15 protein-coding genes are annotated in these 21461 nt (G+C 41.7%); 6 read left to right on the top strand and 9 right to left on the bottom strand.

Translation table 11 applies throughout. From position 1 onward, the window contains the following. Positions 1–1305, top strand: a complete 1305-nt coding sequence (locus MUCPA_RS21885; RefSeq protein ID WP_008509382.1) for a M16 family metallopeptidase — start codon at positions 1–3, stop codon at positions 1303–1305. A 2-nt stretch (positions 1306–1307) separates the two neighbouring features. Here the strand turns inward: MUCPA_RS21885 and MUCPA_RS21880 are convergent, their stop codons facing one another. Both MUCPA_RS21880 and lpdA read right to left on the bottom strand, forming a co-directional pair. Continuing rightward, positions 1308–2147: an MBL fold metallo-hydrolase gene (locus tag MUCPA_RS21880; protein WP_008509380.1), complete on the bottom strand. Its 840-nt coding sequence runs from the start codon at positions 2145–2147 to the stop codon at positions 1308–1310. Positions 2148–2239: 92 nt separating this feature from the next. Continuing rightward, on the bottom strand, positions 2240–3631 hold the full coding sequence (gene lpdA, locus MUCPA_RS21875; RefSeq protein WP_008509379.1) for a dihydrolipoyl dehydrogenase: 1392 nt from the start codon (positions 3629–3631) through the stop codon (positions 2240–2242). A 344-nt stretch (positions 3632–3975) separates the two neighbouring features. Here lpdA and MUCPA_RS21870 point away from each other — a divergent pair, with 344 nt between their 5' ends. Beyond that, the gene (locus MUCPA_RS21870) at positions 3976–7218 is read left to right on the top strand and encodes a TonB-dependent receptor (RefSeq protein ID WP_008509378.1); all 3243 of its coding nucleotides are present in this window, start codon (positions 3976–3978) and stop codon (positions 7216–7218) included. Between the two features lie 328 nt (positions 7219–7546). Next, positions 7547–9451, top strand: a complete 1905-nt coding sequence (gene dnaK, locus MUCPA_RS21865; RefSeq protein ID WP_008509377.1) for a molecular chaperone DnaK — start codon at positions 7547–7549, stop codon at positions 9449–9451. Positions 9452–10168: 717 nt separating this feature from the next. On the opposite strand, the gene MUCPA_RS21855 is transcribed toward dnaK, so the two are convergent. Then, positions 10169–12478, bottom strand: coding sequence for a glycoside hydrolase family 65 protein (locus MUCPA_RS21855; protein WP_008509376.1), 2310 nt, complete (start codon positions 12476–12478; stop codon positions 10169–10171). 310 nt (positions 12479–12788) lie between these two features. Further along, positions 12789–14324 carry an IS1182 family transposase gene (locus tag MUCPA_RS21850; protein WP_008509375.1) on the bottom strand — a complete coding sequence of 512 codons (1536 nt, stop codon included), beginning with the start codon at positions 14322–14324 and terminating at the stop codon, positions 12789–12791. A gap of 147 nt (positions 14325–14471) precedes the next feature. Between MUCPA_RS21850 and MUCPA_RS21845 the strand changes: the two genes are divergently transcribed. After that, positions 14472–14966 carry a helix-turn-helix domain-containing protein gene (locus tag MUCPA_RS21845; RefSeq protein ID WP_008509374.1) on the top strand — a complete coding sequence of 165 codons (495 nt, stop codon included), beginning with the start codon at positions 14472–14474 and terminating at the stop codon, positions 14964–14966. Between the two features lie 13 nt (positions 14967–14979). Then, complete coding sequence (locus MUCPA_RS21840; protein ID WP_157544135.1) at positions 14980–15813, top strand: IS3 family transposase; 834 nt, start codon at positions 14980–14982, stop codon at positions 15811–15813. Between the two features lie 66 nt (positions 15814–15879). On the opposite strand, the gene MUCPA_RS21835 is transcribed toward MUCPA_RS21840, so the two are convergent. From MUCPA_RS21835 to MUCPA_RS21815, 5 genes are read right to left on the bottom strand one after another with little or no spacing between them, the layout of a single operon-like run. Then, entirely contained in the window at positions 15880–16899 is a 1020-nt protein-coding gene (locus MUCPA_RS21835; protein ID WP_008509373.1) for an asparaginase, read from the bottom strand. A gap of 41 nt (positions 16900–16940) precedes the next feature. After that, positions 16941–17708: a TatD family hydrolase gene (locus MUCPA_RS21830; protein ID WP_008509372.1), complete on the bottom strand. Its 768-nt coding sequence runs from the start codon at positions 17706–17708 to the stop codon at positions 16941–16943. Positions 17709–17766: 58 nt separating this feature from the next. Next, on the bottom strand, positions 17767–18771 hold the full coding sequence (locus tag MUCPA_RS21825) for an FKBP-type peptidyl-prolyl cis-trans isomerase (protein WP_008509371.1): 1005 nt from the start codon (positions 18769–18771) through the stop codon (positions 17767–17769). A 59-nt stretch (positions 18772–18830) separates the two neighbouring features. Beyond that, the gene (locus tag MUCPA_RS21820; RefSeq protein ID WP_008509370.1) at positions 18831–19817 is read right to left on the bottom strand and encodes an FKBP-type peptidyl-prolyl cis-trans isomerase; all 987 of its coding nucleotides are present in this window, start codon (positions 19815–19817) and stop codon (positions 18831–18833) included. A gap of 8 nt (positions 19818–19825) precedes the next feature. Next, positions 19826–20836 carry a DHH family phosphoesterase gene (locus MUCPA_RS21815; protein WP_040626253.1) on the bottom strand — a complete coding sequence of 337 codons (1011 nt, stop codon included), beginning with the start codon at positions 20834–20836 and terminating at the stop codon, positions 19826–19828. Positions 20837–20963: 127 nt separating this feature from the next. On the opposite strand from MUCPA_RS21815, the gene MUCPA_RS21810 reads away from it, so the two are divergent. Then, positions 20964–21383 (top strand): nucleoside-diphosphate kinase, encoded by a 420-nt coding sequence (locus MUCPA_RS21810; RefSeq protein ID WP_008509368.1) that lies wholly within the window; start codon positions 20964–20966, stop codon positions 21381–21383. Positions 21384–21461 lie beyond the last annotated feature (78 nt).

Below are 21461 nucleotides of genomic sequence, written 5' to 3'. Positions count from 1 at the left end.
ATGAAAGCTACACTTTTTACCCTGATATTAATCACCGCCTGTTTTACATCCTCTTTCGCCCAGTACGAAACTTCCGCATTTAATGTAAACGGCATTAAAGTAATATTTAAACCTACCGTAAAAAACATGGTTAGCGTGCGGGTGTATTTTAGGGGCGGAGTAAGTAATTACAACGCGCAGCAGGCCGGCATAGAAAAACTTACTTTAGAGGCTGTTACCAAATGTGGTACCACCAAGCACACGGCAGACCAGTTTAAAGACATAGCCGATTATTACGACATCGATCTTTCGAGCACCGCTGAATATGACTATGGAGCCATTGGAATGAGTTGTATCTCGAAATATTTCGATAAGGGATGGGATTTGCTTGCTGACGCAGTAAACAACCCTGTTTTTAACGAGCGCGAATTGAAGTTAGTGAAAAACAAAATGATTGCCGACATCAAGCAAACCGAATCGAGCCCGGATAAACACATTGAACAACTCACTCTAAAAAATGCTTTTGAGGGTACAGCGTATGCCACCGACCCTGACGGAACAGAAGAAACGATACCCGCCTTAAACGCAGAGGACTTGAAGAAATACTATACCACGTTACTGAACAAGAACAAAATGTTTATCGTTATAGCGGGCAAAATTACCAAAGACGAGATTATTGCAAAAGTGAGCGCTGCTTTTGGCAATATACCGGCTTTGCCATACGAGGAAGCCGTATTGAAAGAACCCTTATGGAAGGATAATAAACTGGTATCTGAACAACGCAACTTATCAACTAACTACATTAATGGCGTGCTGAATGCACCGGTGATGACCAGCCCCGATTTTATTCCCTTTCGTTTAGGCACCTCGGTACTCGGCGGTGTATTATTTTCCGAGATCCGCACCAAACGCAATTTATCTTACGCACCGGGAGCTTACTCTACCAACTTACGGATGCCATACGCTGTGATGTATGTAAGCACCACTAACCCTGCTGAAGCTGTGAGTATCATGACCAACCAGTTAAACCGGGTAAAAAAACTCATTGTAAGCAACCGCGCTTTAAACGAGATGAAGAGCAGCTATATCACCAACAACTATAAAAAGCTCCAAAGCTCGTCTGCCATTACATCCAACCTTGGCCTTGCCGAAATAATGGGCGGATGGAATTTCTTTGAGATTGCGCCTAACATGCTTGAACAAGTTACCGCCGAGCAGATTGCGCAAGTAATGCAAAAGTATATTGTAGGTGTGCGTTGGAGTTACCTGGGCGATGAAAACCAAGCTAAAGCTGCTACCGAGGCTTTTAATATGGCGGTTAAGTAAATTTAAATATCAGCAAGCTTAAAAGTATCCTTTAGCCTGATGCCCTTTTCAGTTTGTTGCAATGTGCAGCACTCATTTACCGGATCGTGCTCTAAAAACAGGATAAACTCTTTTTCAACAGCTTCTGCAAAAAAAGCCTTTCGTTCGGTAATGGTTTTCAGCGGAAACATGTCATAGGCCATTACATACGGTAGAGGGATATGGCCGGTAGAGGGTAAAAGATCGGCCATATACAGGATGGTTTTATCCTTGTAATAGATCTGCGGCAACATCATAGAATCGGTATGCCCGTAAGCAAACCTCACAACGATGTTTTTCCTAAACTGAACTCCGTCAACAGACTCAATAAATTTTAATTTGCCGCTCTCCTGGATAGGAAGGATGTTTTCTTTTAGAAAAGAAGCCTTTTCGCGCTCGTTAGGATAAACCGCCCAGTTCCAATGTTCCTGGTTGCTCCAGTAAGTGGCATTTTTAAAAGCTGGCACCAGTTGATCGCCTTCGCGGATGATGGAGCCGCCGCAATGATCAAAATGGAGATGAGTTAAAAAAACATCGGTAATATCATCACGGTGAAACCCATGTTTGGCTAACGACCCATCTAAGGTAGCATCGCCATGCAAATAATAGTGGCTTAAAAATTTGGCGTCCTGCTTATTACCTATACCATTGTCAACCAAAATCAGTCGGCCCTCGTCCTCAATCAACAGGCAACGCATGGCCCAGGTGCATAAATTATTAGCATCTGCTGGATTAGTACGTTGCCAGATGGATTTAGGCACTACGCCAAACATAGCGCCGCCATCTAACTTAAAAAAACCGGTATCTATAGTGTAGAGTTTCATTAAGAAGGAGTTTTAGTCCATGGACCATAGTCGATAGTCCATAGTATTGGGATTATCAACTATGGACTATGAACCATCGACTATGGACATTCTTAAAGGTGTATCACCTCATCATAAGCCGCTGCCGCTGCTTCCATCACAGCCTCGCTCATGGTTGGGTGAGGGTGTACCGATTTGATGATCTCGTGGCCGGTTGCTTCCAACTTGCGGGCGGTTACTACCTCGGCAATCATTTCGGTTACGTTCATGCCAATCATGTGCGCACCTAAAAATTCGCCGTATTTGGCATCAAATATCAGTTTAACAAAACCATCCTTTGCGCCGGCGGCACTTGCTTTGCCCGATGCCGAGAACGGAAATTTACCTACCTTGATTTCGTAACCTGCTTCTTTAGCGGCCTTCTCGGTATAACCTACCGAAGCAACTTCTGGTGAGCAGTAAGTACAACCCGGTATATTGTTGTAATTTAAGGGTTCAGGATTCAGTCCGGCAATTTTTTCAACGCAGATGATGCCTTCGGCAGACGCTACGTGAGCCAGTGCTTGTCCTTTTACAATATCGCCAATGGCGTATACACCTTCAATATTGGTTTTGTAATAGTCGTCCACCAAAACTTTTCCTTTATCGGTAGCAACGCCGACTTCCTCCAGGCCAAGACCTTCTAAGTTGGTTGAAATACCTACTGCAGATAATACAATATCGCACTCCAATATCAGCATATCGCCGTTAGGAGATTTTACATTTACCTTGCAACCTTCACCAGATGTATCAACCGACTCAACAACGGAACTGGTCATGATATTGATGCCTTGCTTTTTAAGCGTACGGGCCAGTTGTTTAGAAACTTCCTCGTCTTCAAGCGGAACAATATTATCTAAAAACTCTACCACGGTAACTTTGCTCCCCATGGCATTATAAAAATAGGCAAACTCAATACCTATAGCACCCGAACCTACCACTATAATAGAAGCTGGTACAGAAGGTAACACCATAGCCTGGCGGTAACCTATCACCTTTTTACCATCCTGTTTAAGGTTAGGTAGTTCGCGGGAGCGGCCACCAGTTGCCAATATAATGTGTTTGGCGGTTAACTCTTTTGATGTGCCATCGTTTAACTGTACATCAACAACGCCGGGCGCCTTTAATTTACCGGTACCCATTAACACATCTATCTTATTTTTTTTCATCAGGAACTGAACGCCTTTGCTCATGCCATCGGCCACGCCCCTGCTTCTTCTTACAACCGATTCAAAATCAACCTCACCCTTCGGAACTCTGATACCATAGTCGGCCGCGTGATTGATGTATTCAAACACCTGGGCGCTTTTTAATAACGCCTTTGTTGGTATACAACCCCAGTTTAAGCAAATGCCACCCAACGACTCTTTTTCGATGATAGCAGTTTTTAAACCCAGTTGGGACGCCCTTATTGCGGCAACGTAACCACCGGGGCCACTGCCGATAACAATCAGATCATAATTCATATTATTTATATCATTTTGCGATTCGATGCCAAATCTAAATAAAAACACGGATATGAAGAATACAGGTGGGTTTACTTATTGTAATTTAATAATCTGGGGCGGATTAGCTTGGAGTTATCCTTTGTATAGTTTAATTGTTTTCTGAGGTACCTTGAAACAGGAAAATGTAAATTTTGCATCTTATTGCTTTTTTTTTAGTTATATCGTAGTTTGAGATAGTATTTATTGAAAATAGTGTGGAGAAATACCAGTCATTGTTAACATTAAGTTAACAATGGCAATGTTTTAAGTGGGTATATTTGCTGCGATTAGTGATTTTATTTTTTAACTAAAAAAAAACAAACATGAGGAAGATTTTACTCATTTTATTAATGTCGGTGCTTACCAATTGCATTGCTTTTGCACAGGTAACCACCAGTAGTATAACTGGTGCCGTTAAAGATGCCAAAGGTGTAACGTTACCGGGCGCTACAATCGTCGCTACCCACGTTCCTTCAGGATCGGTCTATTCAGGTGCTACCAGGTCTAATGGTCAATACACCATACCGAACATGCGTGTTGGCGGACCTTACACTATCAAGGTGTCTTTTATTGGCTTTAATCCAAAAACAATCGAAAACGTATTTTTGGTCTTAGGCGAACCTTCGAAAATCAATATCGTTTTAACCGACGAATCCCGTTCTTTAGCGGAAGTATCGGTTAAAGGTACTAAAGCAAGCGTGATTAGTTCTGAGAGAAATGGTACATCTACCAGCATTTCTCAGCAACAGCTACAATCTTTACCAACTATATCCAGAAGTTTCCAGGATTTTGCAAGATTGACACCACAAGCTATTGCTAATAAAAACGGTAGTGATGGTAGCCCCCTGGGTATAACATTCGCAGGTCAAAACAATCGTTACAACAGACTTACAATCGATGGTGCTGCTGCTAATGATGCTTTTGGTTTAGCTTCATCAGGTACTAATGGCGGCCAGGCGGGTATCAACCCTATTCCTTTTGAGTCTATACAACAAGTGCAGATTTTGTTGGCACCTTATGATGTAACTCAAGGTAGCTTTACCGGCGGTGGTATTAACGCGGTAACCAAAAGCGGTACTAATGAAATACACGGTTCTGCTTATACCCTTCTGCAAAATCAGAATTTCATAGGTAAAAATGTTCTAACAGATATTAAATATCCCACATTTAAAAACACAACCTTTGGTTTGAGTTTAGGTGGCCCTATAATTAAAAACAAACTGTTTTATTACGTTAATGCAGAACGTTTTGATAACAAAACACCGGTAGCATTTGACCCATCGCAGTCAGGCTCTGGATCAAACTTTGATGTGGCTACATTGCAGGCATTACGTAACTTTGTTATAAACAAGTACAGTTACGACCCAGGTAGTTTCACAGACATTAACAAGAAACAATATTCAACGTCTGTATTCGCGCGTATTGACTGGAACCTTGACAACAAAAACAAATTAACGTTCCGTCATAGCTATGTTGATGGCAGTAATTATATCATCAGTCGCAGCCCTACATCAATTACCTTTGCCGATGCAGGATATTATATGAATAATACTACTAACTCTTCAGTAATTGAGTTAAACAGTACTATTTCATCAAATTCATCAAACGTATTACGTCTTACCTATAATAATATACGTGATAGCCGGGCAACCTCACCTTTTCCAAACATTCAAATCGTTCAAAATGGTTTAACTTACAATTTGGGTGCTGACTTTTCTTCAGCAGCAAATTCATTGGGACAAGACAATTACTCGCTGACGGATAACTATACCATTTATAAAAATAATCATACCATTACAATTGGTACTGCTAACGATTTTTACAACACCAAAAACGTTTTTTTACAGGCTTACAACGGTGCATATACTTATAACAACACTGCAACCGGTTTTGATAACATAGCTGCGTTTGAAAACAATACTACCGCTCCAACTAACTACACTTTAAACTATTCTCCAACAAACCCTGGAGATAAATTTGCAGCTGTTATACACACTGCAAACCTTAGCTTATATGGTCAGGATGTGTGGAGTGTAAATGATAAATTAAAACTGACTTACGGCCTGAGAGTTGATTTGCCAGTGTACTTTAATAAACCAACAGAAAACGTTGCGTTTAATAACGACCCGGCCTCTATGGGTTTTAAAAACAACGTTGTTCCAAAATCTACCCCTTTATTTTCACCAAGGATCGGATTTAACCTGGACGTAAATGGCGATGGCGAAACACAAGTTAGAGGTGGGGCTGGTATATTTACAGGTGCCTCTCCGTTAGTTTGGATCTCTAACCAGTATGGAACCAATGGTGTATCAACAATTAAATATACCACCGTTCCTTCAACCCTACGTTTTAACTACAATCCAAATGCCCCATTAAGCGGCGCTTACATTCCTTCAACAACTACAGTTCCAGCTACTGAAGTTGATGTTACAGATCCAAATTTCAAAGTTCCGCAAATTTTCCGCGCTAATGTTGCCGTGGATCATAAATTAGGTTTCTGGGGATTAATCGGAACATTTGAAGCCTTGGTAACTAAAAACATCAATGCCATTAACTATAAAAATTTAAGTATAGGTAATCAAACCGATGTAGTAACTATTGGCAACAGCACCCGTCCGTGGTATAATTTCACCAGGGCTTATCCTTCATCTAACTTTACCGATGTTATCGAGCTTACCAATACCAACCAAGGTTATGCTTATAACTTGACCGCGCAAATTCAAAAACCATTCTCTAACGGATGGGCCGGATCAATTGCTTATACATTTGGTGAGTCTTATTCTCTTAACGACGGTACAAGTTCTGTTGCGTATTCTAACTGGCGCTTTGCATACAATACTAACGGTTTAAATAACCTGTCAGAAGCTCGCTCAAATTACGATCCGGGATCTCGCATCGTGGCCTACGTATCTAAAACCTTTAAATACGCAAACAATAAATTAGCTACTACCATTGGTTTAGTTTATACAGGCCAATCAGGTCAGCCGATCTCTTATACCTATTCTAAAAATGTTAATGGCGATGATATCACCAGCAAAACAGGTAGTGCGGATTTACTGTATGTGCCTTCGGATGATGAGTTAAATGATCCTAATGGTTATAAAAAATACACTTTAGTTGATTTAACTCAAACCGTTAATAAGGTAACTACTGTTGTTAAAACGGCAGCTCAAGAGTGGGTTGACTTTAAAAACTTCATCAACTCTCAACAAGCGTTAAGATTAAATAAAGGAAAAGTTATTGATCGTAACGATGACAGAACTCCTTGGGAAAATCACTTCGACTTAAAAGTGACTCAGGATTTTTATGTATACAAACAACACAAACTGCAAATTTCGGCAGATATATTTAACGTAGGTAATTTATTGAACAAGGATTGGGGATGGAGCTATGGCGCCAGCAACCAAGATATCCAGTTACTTACTGTTGTTGGTCAAACCAAAAACCCAACGTTTACTTTTGACCAAAGCAAGTTAAATTTAATCCGTGGTGTTTATAGGCCATATTTCGTAAATGATTACACTTCACGCTGGAGTGGTCAGCTAAGTTTGAAATATAGCTTCTAAATCATAACATTTTCACTCAAAAAGACCTGGTTAGTTAACCGGGTCTTTTTGTAAATAAAGAATTGCTATTGCAAGTAAAAATCTATTAAGGTGATTCAGCTTTTATAGGCGGCCGATTAAAGATTAAAGAAACAAATTTGACTTTCTAATTTCCCATACGTTAAAGCCATTAAATATCTGGCTTTCTGCCAACCTGTCACCACCTTACACCCTAATCTGACTGGATTTAATTATTCTGGTTATTATATAGCTGCCAAAGCTATATTGGCACAAGCCTTGTTAATATGGCTTTAGTAAAACAATTATTCAATATAGTAAAATCAATCATATGTCTAAAATCATTGGAATCGACTTAGGAACAACAAACTCCTGTGTAGCTGTAATGGAAGGTAACGAGCCTGTAGTTATTGCTAACAGTGAGGGGAAACGTACAACGCCATCAGTTGTTGCATTTGTTGACAACGGCGAACGTAAAGTTGGTGACCCTGCTAAACGTCAGGCCATCACTAACCCAACAAAAACGATCTCTTCGATCAAACGTTTTATGGGTAACCAGTTTAACGAGGTTACAAAAGAAGCTGAACGCGTACCTTATAAAGTAGTTAAAGGCGACAACAACACTCCACGTGTTGAAATTGACGACCGTAAATATACTCCTCAGGAAATTTCAGCTATGATCCTTCAGAAAATGAAGAAAACTGCTGAGGATTTCTTAGGACACGAAGTAACTGAAGCGGTTATTACCGTTCCGGCTTATTTTAACGATGCTCAACGCCAGGCCACTAAAGAAGCCGGTGAAATCGCTGGTTTAAAAGTACGCCGTATTATTAACGAGCCTACTGCCGCCGCCCTTGCTTACGGCCTGGACAAAGCGCACAAGGACATGAAAATTGTTGTGTTTGACTGCGGTGGTGGTACTCATGACGTATCTGTACTTGAATTAGGTGATGGCGTGTTCGAAGTAAAATCAACCGACGGTGATACTCACTTAGGTGGTGACGATTTTGACCAGGTTATTATTGACTGGATGGCAGACGAGTTTAAAAATGACGAAGGTTTTGACCTGCGTCGTGACCCGATGTCGTTACAACGTTTAAAAGAATCAGCTGAAAAAGCTAAGGTTGAACTTTCAAGCTCAACTACTACCGAAATTAACCTGCCATACATTACAGCGGTTGACGGTATGCCTAAGCACTTGGTTAAAACTTTAACCCGCGCTAAATTTGAGCAATTAGCTGATAGCTTAATTAAACGTACTATTGAGCCTTGTAAAACAGCTTTGAAAAATGCTGGTTTAAGCGTATCGGATATCGACGAGATTATCCTGGTAGGTGGTTCAACCCGTATCCCTGCTATACAAGATGCAGTACAAAAATTCTTTGGCAAGGCTCCTTCAAAAGGTGTTAACCCTGACGAAGTAGTAGCTATTGGTGCTGCCATTCAAGGTGGTGTATTATCAGGTGATGTTAAGGATGTGTTGTTGTTAGATGTTACCCCGCTTTCATTAGGTATTGAAACTATGGGTGGCGTGATGACTAAACTGATCGAATCAAACACAACTATTCCATCTAAAAAGTCGGAAACTTTTTCAACCGCATCTGATAGCCAGCCTTCGGTTGAGATTCACATTTTACAAGGCGAACGCCCAATGGCAGCTCAAAACCGCACCATAGGCCGTTTCCACTTAGATGGTATACCACCAGCACCTCGCGGTGTGCCTCAAATTGAAGTAACTTTCGATATTGATGCTAACGGTATATTACACGTATCTGCAAAGGATAAAGCTACCGGTAAAGAGCAAAAGATCCGTATCGAAGCTTCTTCGGGCTTAACTGATGCCGAGATCAAAAAGATGAAGGACGAAGCAGAAGCTAACGCTGATGCTGACAAAAAGGCAAAAGAAGAAGTTGAAAAACTGAACGCTGCCGATGCCCTGATCTTCTCGACAGAAAAACAACTGAAAGAGTACGGTGATAAAATCCCTGCTGATAAAAAAGCGCCTATCGAAAGCGGCTTAGAAAAATTGAAAGCAGCTTACTCTGCTAAAAACATAGCCGACATTGACGCTGTACAAGCTGAATTGCAAAATGCATGGAACGCTGCATCAGAAGATATGTACAAAGCTTCAGCTGATGGCGGACAAGCTCAACCAGGTGCAGAACAAGCTGCAGGCAACCCACAAGGTGCCGCAGGTGATGCTGTTACTGATGTTGATTTTGAAGAGGTGAAATAATTCCTCCCGAACTTAATAAATTGAAAGCCGCTCCGGGTACCCGGAGCGGCTTTTTTTGTACTTATACTAAAAAACTATAGGTCAATGTATAAATAGCATTATAAAATAGATCCTGCCGAAAAAGATATAGAATAATGCTTTGAAAAGCATAAAAAACTATGTCATTACGATTTTTTTTACTGGTGGGCCCTTAAGCGCTAAATGAAAGCGGAATGCCGCTTGCAGAGGCCACCACAACGTGCTTCGACAGGCTCAGCATGACACCCTTTTTTTATGTGCAAAACCTTTTATCCGAGTAAGTCACTGGCCAACCGGAAAAAAGCAGAGATGCCGTTTGAACCTTGCAGCCTGTTAGGTGTAGAAAGAAAGTGCGCAATGGCCAGACTGCACGCCGGGCCGGGAGTTGGCCTGTGGGCAGAAGGATCGGGCAGTCTTGACTTTTTTGGTTCTTTTTGTGTCAAGACAAAAAGAACAAAGCCCTTCCCGCGGCGTTTGAGCGGGCCGATGTTCTAAATTAAAGAATACTGATTATACGCGCAAAATATACGCATTGATAATCAAGGATTTAAGACATCATTATAAGGAGGCACGACGAAGCAATCTCTAAACTATACAGGGCGAACTTAGATGGCCGCTCTGCCTTAGTAGAGATTGCTTCGTTCCTCGCAATGACGATTTTATGCTGATTGTCAACAATTTAAAAACAACAATCTCCAATCATCGTACAACAAAAGCCTCAGCTCCTGCTTCAATTAAAACCGGCTTATCAAATACATTAACACTAAGCGCGCTACCGGATAGGTTGGTGATACGTACGCCATCAGCAACAATTTTCACATTTAACGTATTTTTCCTGAAGCCTACGTTAAACGAAAACGATTTCCACTTAGCCGGTAAAAAAGGCTCAAATTTTAGCGTATCATCCTGAACGTGCATACCGGCAAAACCCTCTACCACGCTCATCCATGTACCCGCCATTGAGGTGATATGCAGGCCATCCTCGGTATCGTTATTATAATCGTCCAGGTCGAGCCTTGATGTGCGGAGGTAAAAGTTATAGGCATCATCAGCTAAGTCCAACCTGGAGGCTAAAATAGCATGTATACAAGGCGAAAGCGAACTCTCGTGAACTGTTAAGGGTTCATAAAAATTATAATTGCGCCTGAGCGTATCTATATCGTATTGATCCCTGAAAAAATAAAACCCCTGCAGTACGTCCGCCTGTTTAATAAAGCACGATCTCAGTATCCTGTCCCAGCTCCATTTCTGATTGAGCGGCCGCTGCGATGGGTCCAGATCTTTAACATGGATAATTTCCTTATCTAAAAAACCATCCTGCTGCAAGTAAATGCCATGCTCCTTATCTTCGGCATAGTACATGTTATCAATAATGTGCTGCCAGGCGCCGGTTTCATCAGCTTCGTTAAAGTTTAAACGGCCTAAAAGTGCCTGGCATTTATCCGCAGCCTGGGCCTTTACGTAGTTAAGCGCCTCTATGGCGTAGCCCATGCACCAGGTAGCCAGCGTACTGGTGTACCAGTTGTTGTTAATGTTATTCTCGTATTCGTTGGGGCCAGTTACTCCCAGCATGACATACTGTTTTTTGGCATTGCTCCAGTTAACACGCTGTTTCCAGAAACGGGCAATACCGATTAAAACTTCCAAACCGTAATCTACCAGATAGTCCTGATCGCCGGTATAACGGATATAGTTAAATATAGCGTAGGCTATGGCGCCATTGCGGTGGATCTCCTCAAAAGTAATCTCCCATTCGTTATGGCATTCCTCCCCGTTCATGGTAACCATAGGGTATAAAGCCGCTCCCTTGTTAAAACCGAGCTTGGTGGCATTCTCTATGGCCTTACCCAACTGATTGTACCGGTAAACCAGCAGGTTTTTAGTTACCTGTTGCGGCGCCGTAGCCAGGTAAAAGGGCACGCAATAAGCTTCGGTATCCCAATAGGTTGAGCCTCCGTACTTTTCGCCCGTAAAACCCTTAGGCCCTATGTTTAAGCGGGCATCTTTGCCGGTATAGGTTTGGCTCAATTGAAAAATATTGAAACGGATGCCCTGCTGTGCCGAAACATCCCCCTCAATTACAATATCACTTTCATCCCATTTTTTTTGCCAGGCATCAGCCTGTTCTTGCAGCATGGTTTCAAAACCTTTGGCAGCTACACGATCTATGACAGCTTTACAAGCGCCTGGCAAATCTTCCGGAGCATAGTTTTGTGATGATACATTAGCAGCGTATTTATAAATCACGGTCTCCTGCCCCTGTACCAGGTTCAACGTAAATACCGATGCCACATATTTATCCTTTAAAATGGGTTGAGCCTCTACAGCTACGAGTTGGCCGTTTTGATGAACTGCAAAGCGGCTGCCTGTGCAAACTACAAAATTGGTTTTCCGGGTTTCCAGCATCAGGTAAGTATCCAGCCCGGCAGCTTGCTGGTCAACATGATCCCAAAACTTCTCATCATAATTGGCATCGTAGTTGGACACATCCCCATCTATAAAAGGCATTATTTTAACCTCACCGCTAAAATTAAGCGGGGTTATACTATAGCGGATAGCCCCAGCTTCTTCATCAACTATACTGCAAAAACGTTTGGCAGCCACACTAACCTGGTTCCCATTGCTCAATTCGGCAACAAAAAAACGCTCCAGATAACCTTGCTGCATATTGAGCACACGTTTAAAAGAAATCACTTTACATTGGCTCAGATCCAGCTGTATGCCATCAATAACAATGTCGATCCCTATCCAGTTAGCGGCGTTTAACACTTTGGCAAAATATTCGGGATAGCCGTTCTTCCACCAGCCCACACGGGTTTTATCAGGATAATATACCCCGGCAACATAATTACCTTGTAAGGTTTCGCCCGAATAAGCTTCTTCAAAATTGGCGCGCTGCCCCATGTGCCCGTTACCCAGGCTAAAAATACTTTCGGATATTTTATTTAAATGAGGATCAAAACCTTCTTCTATAATATTCCACTCGTCGGCCTGAATGTAGTTCTTCATAATTAATGCTTAAACTATAGGCACAAAGCTTAAACTTTAAATTGAAGAATACAATATAAATGTGCGGATTTGGAAATGTGTGGATGAATGTGCAAATGACAAATGTGAAAATGTGCAGATGCCTAAGATGCGGATGATGAATGAGCGAACGTGCAGATGATAGGAATAAACGGGATGGGTAGAGGCTGTCTCAAAATACTGAGATGGCCTTTTTTATGTTTTTTTGGATTTTATATTATCCTTTGACTGTACCGTCTTAATTTGCTGTTCTAAACCGATTATTTTCAAAAGAGGCACAAAAACAGCTTTTTTAAGCTGCTTTTTTCCTGATGTTTTGTGCAATTGCCAATAACCCCCATTCGATTGCCACTTTTTCCTTGCCGCGGAGCATAAAGCGGCGGAACCCGTGGTTCTGTTTGATATTTCCGAAAACTGGTTCAACATCATAACATCGCTGCTTTCGTTTTTCGATGCCCTTTTCACTATTGAGCAGTCCGTACGCTATTGCTTTATGTCGCTTTAGATTTTCGTTAACCTCTATAATTCTATTCCCCTGAGATTTATGGCAGGCCCCATTTAATGGACAGCCAGAACAATTCTTTGCCTGATACCTTTTGCTGGTCTGCTCAAAGCCGGTACTTGTTTTTCGCTTTCCATCACCGATATAGTGCATTCTTTGTCCCATCGGGCAGATGTAGCAATCCTGGGCCGGATCATAGAACAGTTTGTCGGCACTAAATGGCTGCTTGGTATTGTAATGTTCGCTCTGCTGTTTATCGAACATCCCATATTTAACATAGGCTTCAATATTCCGGGCTTCTAACAGGTCATAATTTTCTTCACTTCCGTAACCGGCATCTGCAGTAATAGTTTCCAGGGTTTTACCATAACTGGCCTTGTGTTGCTCTAAATGCGCTTGTAATGTCGTGGTGTCGGTGGGGTTCGGGTGGATGGTGTAATTGACGATGAACTGGTTGGATGTGGAGATCTGAACGTTGTAGCCTGCTTTAAGCTGTCCGTTCTGCATGTGGTCTTCCTTCATCCGCATGAAGGTTGCATCGGTATCGGTCTTGCTGAAGCTGTTTCGATTGCCCAGAATGGCCTCTTTGCGTTCATATTCGGCTATTTTCTTGGGGTATTCCCTGCTTACATATTTCAGCTTTGCCTTCATCTCTTTACTGGTATGGGGCTTCTCGGCCAGTACCGCGTTGAGCGTATCCACCGTATCCTGTACCCTTTTTGGGCTGATATCCGTAAAATCCGGTGGTTCAGGGAGGTTATCTTCGGCTTTGGCTATACTTTGAGCATATTCCCAGATTTCACCCAGCGCTTTTTTCATCTTTTCCTTATTGGTCTGGATCGCCTTTTTCCATACAAAAGTGTATCTGTTGGCATTGGCCTCTATCTTGGTGCCATCGGTATAGACTTCTTCAATGCTTAACAGGCCTTCTTCGGCTAACAGTTTTACTACTTCCTCGAAAACGCTGCGCAGGGCGTCCTTAAGGCGAACACCACGAAAACGGTTAATGGTATTGTGGTCTGGATAGCTCATTCCGCTCAGCCACATCAAGTTGATGTTCTCTTTACAGGCCGTTTCCAGCTTTCTGCTGCTGTAAACGTTGCTGACATAGCCATAAACCAAAACTTTTAGCAACATCTGTGGGTGGTAGCTTGAGGTGCCCTTAATATGATAAGCGTCCAAAAGACCCTGTATATTGATCCTGTTAACAATATCATTTACAATACGAACAGGATGACCTTTTGCTACAAGTTCATCTAAGGTAGGCGGAATGGCCATGACCTGGGATTGGTAGTAGGGCTTGAAAGTTGGTTTTCCGGATGCCATAAATCATAACTATTTATACTTAAATATCTGAAATTCAAATGAATATACAAAATTTTTAATTGAAAACATCCGTTTTTTTTTAACAAGAGGCTGCCTTTTTGAAGTGAACCCCAAAAGTTAGACAAAAACTTTTGGGGTTTATTATTTATGTCAAAGCACACATTTGAAGAGAAACTTGATGTAGTTTCTCAAGTAAGAAAGGGAAAGCCGATTCTACGGATATCCCGCGAACGCCATATCCGTGAAGGCATGATATTGGAATGGGTTCGGAAATATGATCTTTATGGCGAAAGTGGGCTGCTCAAACAACCTAACGTCAAGCCCACGCCTGATTTCAAAGAAGAAGTTGTAAGGCTTGTCATAGAAAAAAAAGTACCTTTAAATCAGGTTGTTCTGGAATATAGATTAAGCAAGACTGCTTTAGAGCGCTGGGTAAGATCAGTACGGGTTGAGGGATATGCAGTACTATACCAGCAAAAGAATCCTGGACGACCACCTAAATGCATGGGAAGATCAAAGAAGCTTGAACCTGAAACAGAAGTAGAGAAGCTCCAGGCGGAAAATAGCCGTTTGCGGGCGGAGAACGCACTATTAAAAAAAGTCACGGCCTTAGTCAAGGAAAAGAAGCCCGCGAACGCATGAGTGGGCAAAAGCCATCGAAGAACTAAGGCCCGAACATGATGTTTCAATTCTATTGGATTGCAAACAGATGGCTCGTTCTGTATTTTATTATCATCGCAAGCGCCTAAATGATGATAAATACAAGCATGAAAAAGAAGAGATCGCAAGTATATACCACTTGCATAAAGGCAGATATGGTTATCGGCGGGTCACCGCCGAAATGAAGAACCGGGGTTATAGCATAAATCACAAGACTGTCCAAAAATTGATGGGAACATTAGGCCTAAAATGCAATATCAGGAAAGTAAGTTATCGCTCATACAAAGGTGAGGTTGGTAAAATTGCCCCTAATGTACTTGAAAGGGATTTTGAGGCAAATCTGCCTAATCAGAAATGGGCTACGGATGTCACTCAGATGAACATTAAAGGGGAGAAGATCTATTTATCTCCTATAATTGACATGTTCAACGGGGAAGTCATTTCTTATAGTATTTCAAAATCTCCAAATATGCAGATGATAGATGAAATGTTATATGAGGCTTTTGATAAAGTGAAAGATATAAGGGGACTTATTTTTCACTCTGACCAAGGGTGGCAATATCAACATTATGGATATAGAAAGGCTTTGGAAAAACATGGAATTATTCAAAGCATGTCCAGAAAGGGAAACTGCTTGGATAATGCCTTGGCCGAAAGCTTCTTTGGGATCTTAAAGACAGAATTACTGTACAAACAGAGCTTTGAAACTGCGGAAGAATTTATAACTTCGTTAAAAGAATACATTCATTACTATAACAATGAAAGAATAAAAAACAGGTTAAATGGAAAGAGCCCGGTGGAATACCGAGCTCTCGTACAAAAAACTTAATTTTGTAAACTGTCCAACTTTTTGGGGTCACACCATTTTGAGACAGCCTCTTGTTGTGCAATATGCTTAATACCAGGTTAGCTCGCCACGCAGATCCTGCTCCAATAGCCTGGTTACCTTAACAGGATCAGTTTCCTGGCCCAACAGGTACATAGTTTTGGTAATGGCCGATTCGTAGGTCATGTCAAACCCATTGGCTACGCCCATATCTTTGAGTTGTTTGCTGGTTTCATAACGGCCTAACTCAACCGTACCAACTTTACATTGCGAAATATCAAGGATAACCTTGCCGCTGTCAATCGCTTTCTTCAACATATCGATAAACCAGGTATCGGTAGTAGTATTGCCCGCTCCAAAGGCTTCCATTACAATGGCCCTCACATCCGAGTTTACAATAGTATCAACCACTTTAGGACTAATACCGGGATATAATTTCAATACCGCTATATCGTTCACCAGGTTTTTATGTACTTTAAACGGAGCGTCTACAGGCTTGCGGATGTAATTTTCGCTAAAGCGGAGGTGGACGCCCGATTCAACCAGCACCGGGTAATTGGGAGAGCGGAATGCCTCGAACTTGGACGAATTATATTTAAAGGCGCGGTTACCGCGGAATAATTTATAATCGAAATAAATACCAACTTCCGGAACAAGGGCACGGCCTTCCTTCATAGACGACGTGATCTCGATGGCCGTCATCAGGTTTTCCTTAGCATCCGTCCTGATAGCGCTTATGGGTAATTGCGAGCCTGTAAATATTACCGGCTTAGCCAGGTTTTCCAGCATAAAGCTCATAGCTGATGCTGTAAAAGCCATGGTATCCGAGCCGTGAAGCACTACAAAGCCATCTACGTTATCGTAATATTTTTCAATAATGGCCGCCAGTTCGCCCCAAATTTCCGGATTCATGTTAGATGAATCGATGATATGATCGAAAGAGCGTACCTCTATCTGGCAGTTTAGGCGTTCAAGTTCAGGCACGTTATCCATGATCTGCTCAAAATTGATGGGCTTGAGCGCTTTCGTCTTGGGATCAGTCATCATACCTATCGTCCCGCCGGTATAGATGATCAATATCTTAGTCATGGATTATTATGTTTCTTTTTAAAATTAAATAAAATCATCATTTAAACACCGAAAATACGGATGGAATTTTTTGTGGTTATTGACGCTACCGTGTCCATATCTACCTGATGTAAATCTGCAATTTTTTGAGCGACGTATATCAGGAATGATGACTCATTAGGTTTACCCCGATACGGAACGGGTGTAAGATAAGGAGAATCTGTTTCTAAAACCAGATGTTCCATATCAATTTGTTGTACAATTTTATCAAGTCCGGCGTTTTTATAAGTAATAACACCCCCTATTCCCAAAAAAAATCCCAGTTCGATAATTTTTTCAGCTTGTTCAAGGGTTCCGCTAAAACAATGGAAGATGCCGCGAAGCTTATCGTCCTTTTGTTCCTCCAAAATAGCATAAACCTCATCAAATGCATCCCGGCAATGGATTACAATAGGTAAATCCTGGCTTTTGGCCCAGTTTATTTGCTTCCTGAAAGCCTTTTGCTGTTCCGATAAAAAGGTTTTATCCCAATAAAGATCGATACCTATTTCTCCCACGGCGTATATGCGCTTGCCCTGCTGCGCATTCATGATCAAATCGAGTTGCTGCTCCCAATCGGCCTTAACTTCGCAGGGATGTAAACCCAGCATGGCAAAACAATGGGCAGGAAAGGCATCGGTCAGTTCAAACACCTTGGATACGGATGCAGCATCCACATTAGGCAGAAACAACCTGCTAACGTTGTTATCCAGGCAACGATGGATCAATTGTGCACGTTTGTTATGGTCTGGCTCGTAATATAGGTGGGTATGTGTATCTGTTAACACCATTGTAGGCGCAAAATTAACAAAAAATGCCTTCTGTTGTTACAGAAGGCACCTTTTATTGTCACTTTTTAACCGCGCTTTTCTTTTTCACGTATTTTTTGGTGGTAGTTTTCTTTTTAACTGCAGGCTTAGCCGGTGCATGATGGCCAGGTTTTACTTTAACCAGCTCCAGGTCAAACACCAGGGTGCTGTAAGGTTTGATATCGTTCCCCGCTCCCCGCTCGCCGTAAGCCAGCGCAGATGGAATAATGAATGTAGCCTTTGAGCCTTCGTTCAGCAACAGCAAACCTTCTTCCCATCCCTTAATCACACTGCCTGTACCCAATACCAAATTTAATGGCTCATACACGCGGCCCTGTTGTTGCAGACCGGCGGCTTGAGCTACACTTGCAATACTCGAGTCAAAAACGTTACCATCCAAGGTATGGCCAACGTAATTTACATATACAGTATCGCCGTTAAGTGGCTTACGCTTGAGCGATGGTTGGCTTACATAATATTTTAATCCCGATAAGGTAGTTTTTACTACCAGTTTTTTATCGGCAATATATTTTTGCATGGCCGGCACTTCGGCGGCTTTCATCAGGTCGGCTGCGGCTTTCATCTTGTCCATAGCGGCTTTACGCTCTGCCATGGCCTCATCTAATGATTGTATACGTTCAATTTTCAACACAAAAACAATACTGCTGCCTTTGGATAAAAATGGCGGCCGCTGCTCCTCATGGCCCTTAAAAATGGAATCGGCAGGCACTTTAACCAAAGCACTATCTTTATCGGCCAGCAAAGGGAACACGTCCATCAAATCGCCGATATTTTGCGAAGGCTGCACCTGTAATTTAACCGGGTTACCGGTTTTGTAAGTGCTAAACAATACAGAATCTTTACTGGTTTTTTGCACCACGTTGAAAGTGATAACATCATTTAGCTTGATTTTGGTACCTGTATTAGGGGTATAAATGTGGTACAATAAACCTTTGCTGGTTTGTTGGAAGGTTAGGTCTTGTGCTTTTGCCGTATCAAATAGCGCAATGGCCATTAGCACGAGCAAAAAAAATCTGTTTTTCATAACGGTATTAAATAAAAAACCTCCCCCAGGTATGGGGGAGGCATAATTTTATATTTTAATTACTTTTTTGCTTGTGGCTGTTGTGCCGTTGGCATTTGCATTTGCGGCATAACCGGTTTAGGCGCGTTTGGATTAGGGTGAACAATATCAATCACCTCAATATCAAATACAAGCGGGGTAAATGGAGCTATAGGGCCGCCACCTTGCTCGCCATAAGCCAAAGCAGAAGGGATAACCAGCGTTGCTTTAGCGCCTTTATTCAACATTAATAAACCTTCATCCCAACCTGGTATTACTTGTTTAACGCCAACAGCAAAACGTGCTGGTTTGTAAGGATTCATCGGGTTGTAAGTAGCCTTGTTTTTCATGGCTTCTTCTTTAATGTTGGTTTCAAATACTTTACCATTGGTAAATTTACCAATGTAAGATATTACTGCCGTATCGCCGGCAGCTAAGTTTGCACCACTACCCGGTTTAGTAATTACGTAGTTAAGGCCTGATGCTGTTTTAGTTACGGTAAGCTTGTTATCGTCGATATATTTCTTGATTTTTCCAGGCTCTTCGGCTTTAGTTTTGTCGCTAATTCCTTTAAAGTAGGCTTTTATCTTATCCTGGAAGGCAGCTTCGGTGCTTGTTCCCTTAGGGATAACTTTTTCAATCTTAACATAGTAAACTATGTATTTGCCTTTAAACGGCGGCTTTTGCTGACCAGGTGTTTTTTTCAGCATCGTATCGATATTGGTTTTAACGATGGCGCTGTCGCCTTCGCCCAACATTTGCAAAGCACTTGGTAAATCGCCTTTGTATTGTGGCTTAGGCATCATCAGTGCAGATGGGCGGCCCATCTCGTAAGTGCTTGACAAAAGGGAATCACCTTCTGTTTTGATAACACCTTGCAGGCTTACAAAATCGCCTTCTTTAATTGTAGTGCTCGATTTATGGTCAACTATATTGTATAGCATACCACCATCGCCCTGCTTAAATCCACCTTTGCAGCTTGCGAAACCAATTGCAATTACTGCCAAAAACTTCCAGTTTTTCTTCATTTTTCTTTTTATTGTATTAATAGCTTTTTATATTCTGGTAAAATTGATTTGAATTGTTTGACTACGTTTTCAAGAGAATCTGTAGAGCTTCCTCCAGCGGCGTTACGATGTCCGCCCCCGCTAAAAAAGCGCTTACAAATTTCGTTCGCAGGGAAATCGCCTCTCGACCTGAGTGACAGCTTGACCTTATCCGTACGTTCAACTATAAACGCAGCTAATTTAATGCCTGTGATTGACAATGCAAAATTAACAACGCCCTCGGTATCGCCCGTAATGATTTGAAAACGTTCAAGTTCGGCATGGGTAACGCTAATCAGCGCGGTATGATATTCGGTTAATACCTCTAATTTTTCGCTCAGGCAAAACCCGAGAAAACGCAGTCGCGATTCGGATGAATTATCATATACCAATTGGTGGATACGAGAATTATCAGCTCCGGCATCTATCAAATGCGCTACTATCCGGTGCACACCCGATGTGGTTAAAGGGAATCTGAACGAGCCTGAATCAGTCATGATACCGGTATACAAACAGGCCGCAACATCCTTATTGATCAGGTGGGGCTCGTCCATTACGTTAACTATAAACTCGTAAACCAACTGGGCAGATGCGCAGGCATTAATATTCCATAACCTCCAGTCATCAAAATCCTCTGGCTCCAGGTGATGATCAATCATGATCTTAAAGCCCGGCGCCTGCCTGATCACCTCTCCCATTTCGTTAATGCGTACCAGGTTATTAAAATCAAGGCAACATATAATTTCGGCGTTATTGATCAGCTGGTTGGCGGCTTCAACATGTTCAGTATAAATGGTAACTTCTTCGTTACCAGGCATCCAATCAAAAAATTGAGGATAATCGGTAGGGGTGATTACCTTTACGTGATGCCCCTTTTGGATTAAATAATTATACAAACCTAATGACGACCCCATGGCATCACCATCGGGTTTATGATGAGTTGTAATTACTATTTGTTTAGGCTTGGCTAATAAATCCTTCAGCGCGGCTGTTTCTAACATTAATTCTTTAAAAAGAGTTGCAAAGCTAAATAAATTAATGAAATACAAAACCATGTATTTATTGTATTGTATTAACTTTATTTTACAGCATTAAAAACATACTTTTGCGGCAATTATATATAAAAAGATGAAAACCAACAGAACTTTCACCATGATTAAACCCGATGCCGTAGCAGCGGGCCATATCGGAGCTATTTTAGATAAGATTACTAAAAGCGGATTTAAAATTATCGCCTTAAAATATACTGCCCTGAGTACAGAAAAAGCCGGTCAGTTTTACGAAGTACACAGCGAACGTCCTTTTTATAACGATCTGGTTAGCTTTATGTCATCGGGCCCTATTGTTGCAGCCATTTTAGAAAAAGATAATGCTGTTGCCGATTTCAGAACATTAATTGGTGCTACGGATCCTTCTAAAGCGGAAGCAGGTACTATCAGACAGCTTTTTGCACAATCAATCCAGGCCAATGCAGTACATGGTTCGGATTCTGACGAGAACGCCGAAATAGAAGGAAGCTTCTTTTTCTCGGCATTTGAAAAATTTTAAAACTATTTTGTTAATGGGTTGATTTTTAACCAAAGTATGTCTATTTTTGACGATATACTGGGTTGAAAATCAACCTTA

The sequence above is a fragment of the Mucilaginibacter paludis DSM 18603 genome (genome assembly GCF_000166195.2).
GTDB classification, from domain to species: domain Bacteria; phylum Bacteroidota; class Bacteroidia; order Sphingobacteriales; family Sphingobacteriaceae; genus Mucilaginibacter; species Mucilaginibacter paludis.
The sequence above is the reverse complement of the archived record's forward strand: the minus strand, read 5'-3'. Positions and strand labels throughout refer to the sequence as shown.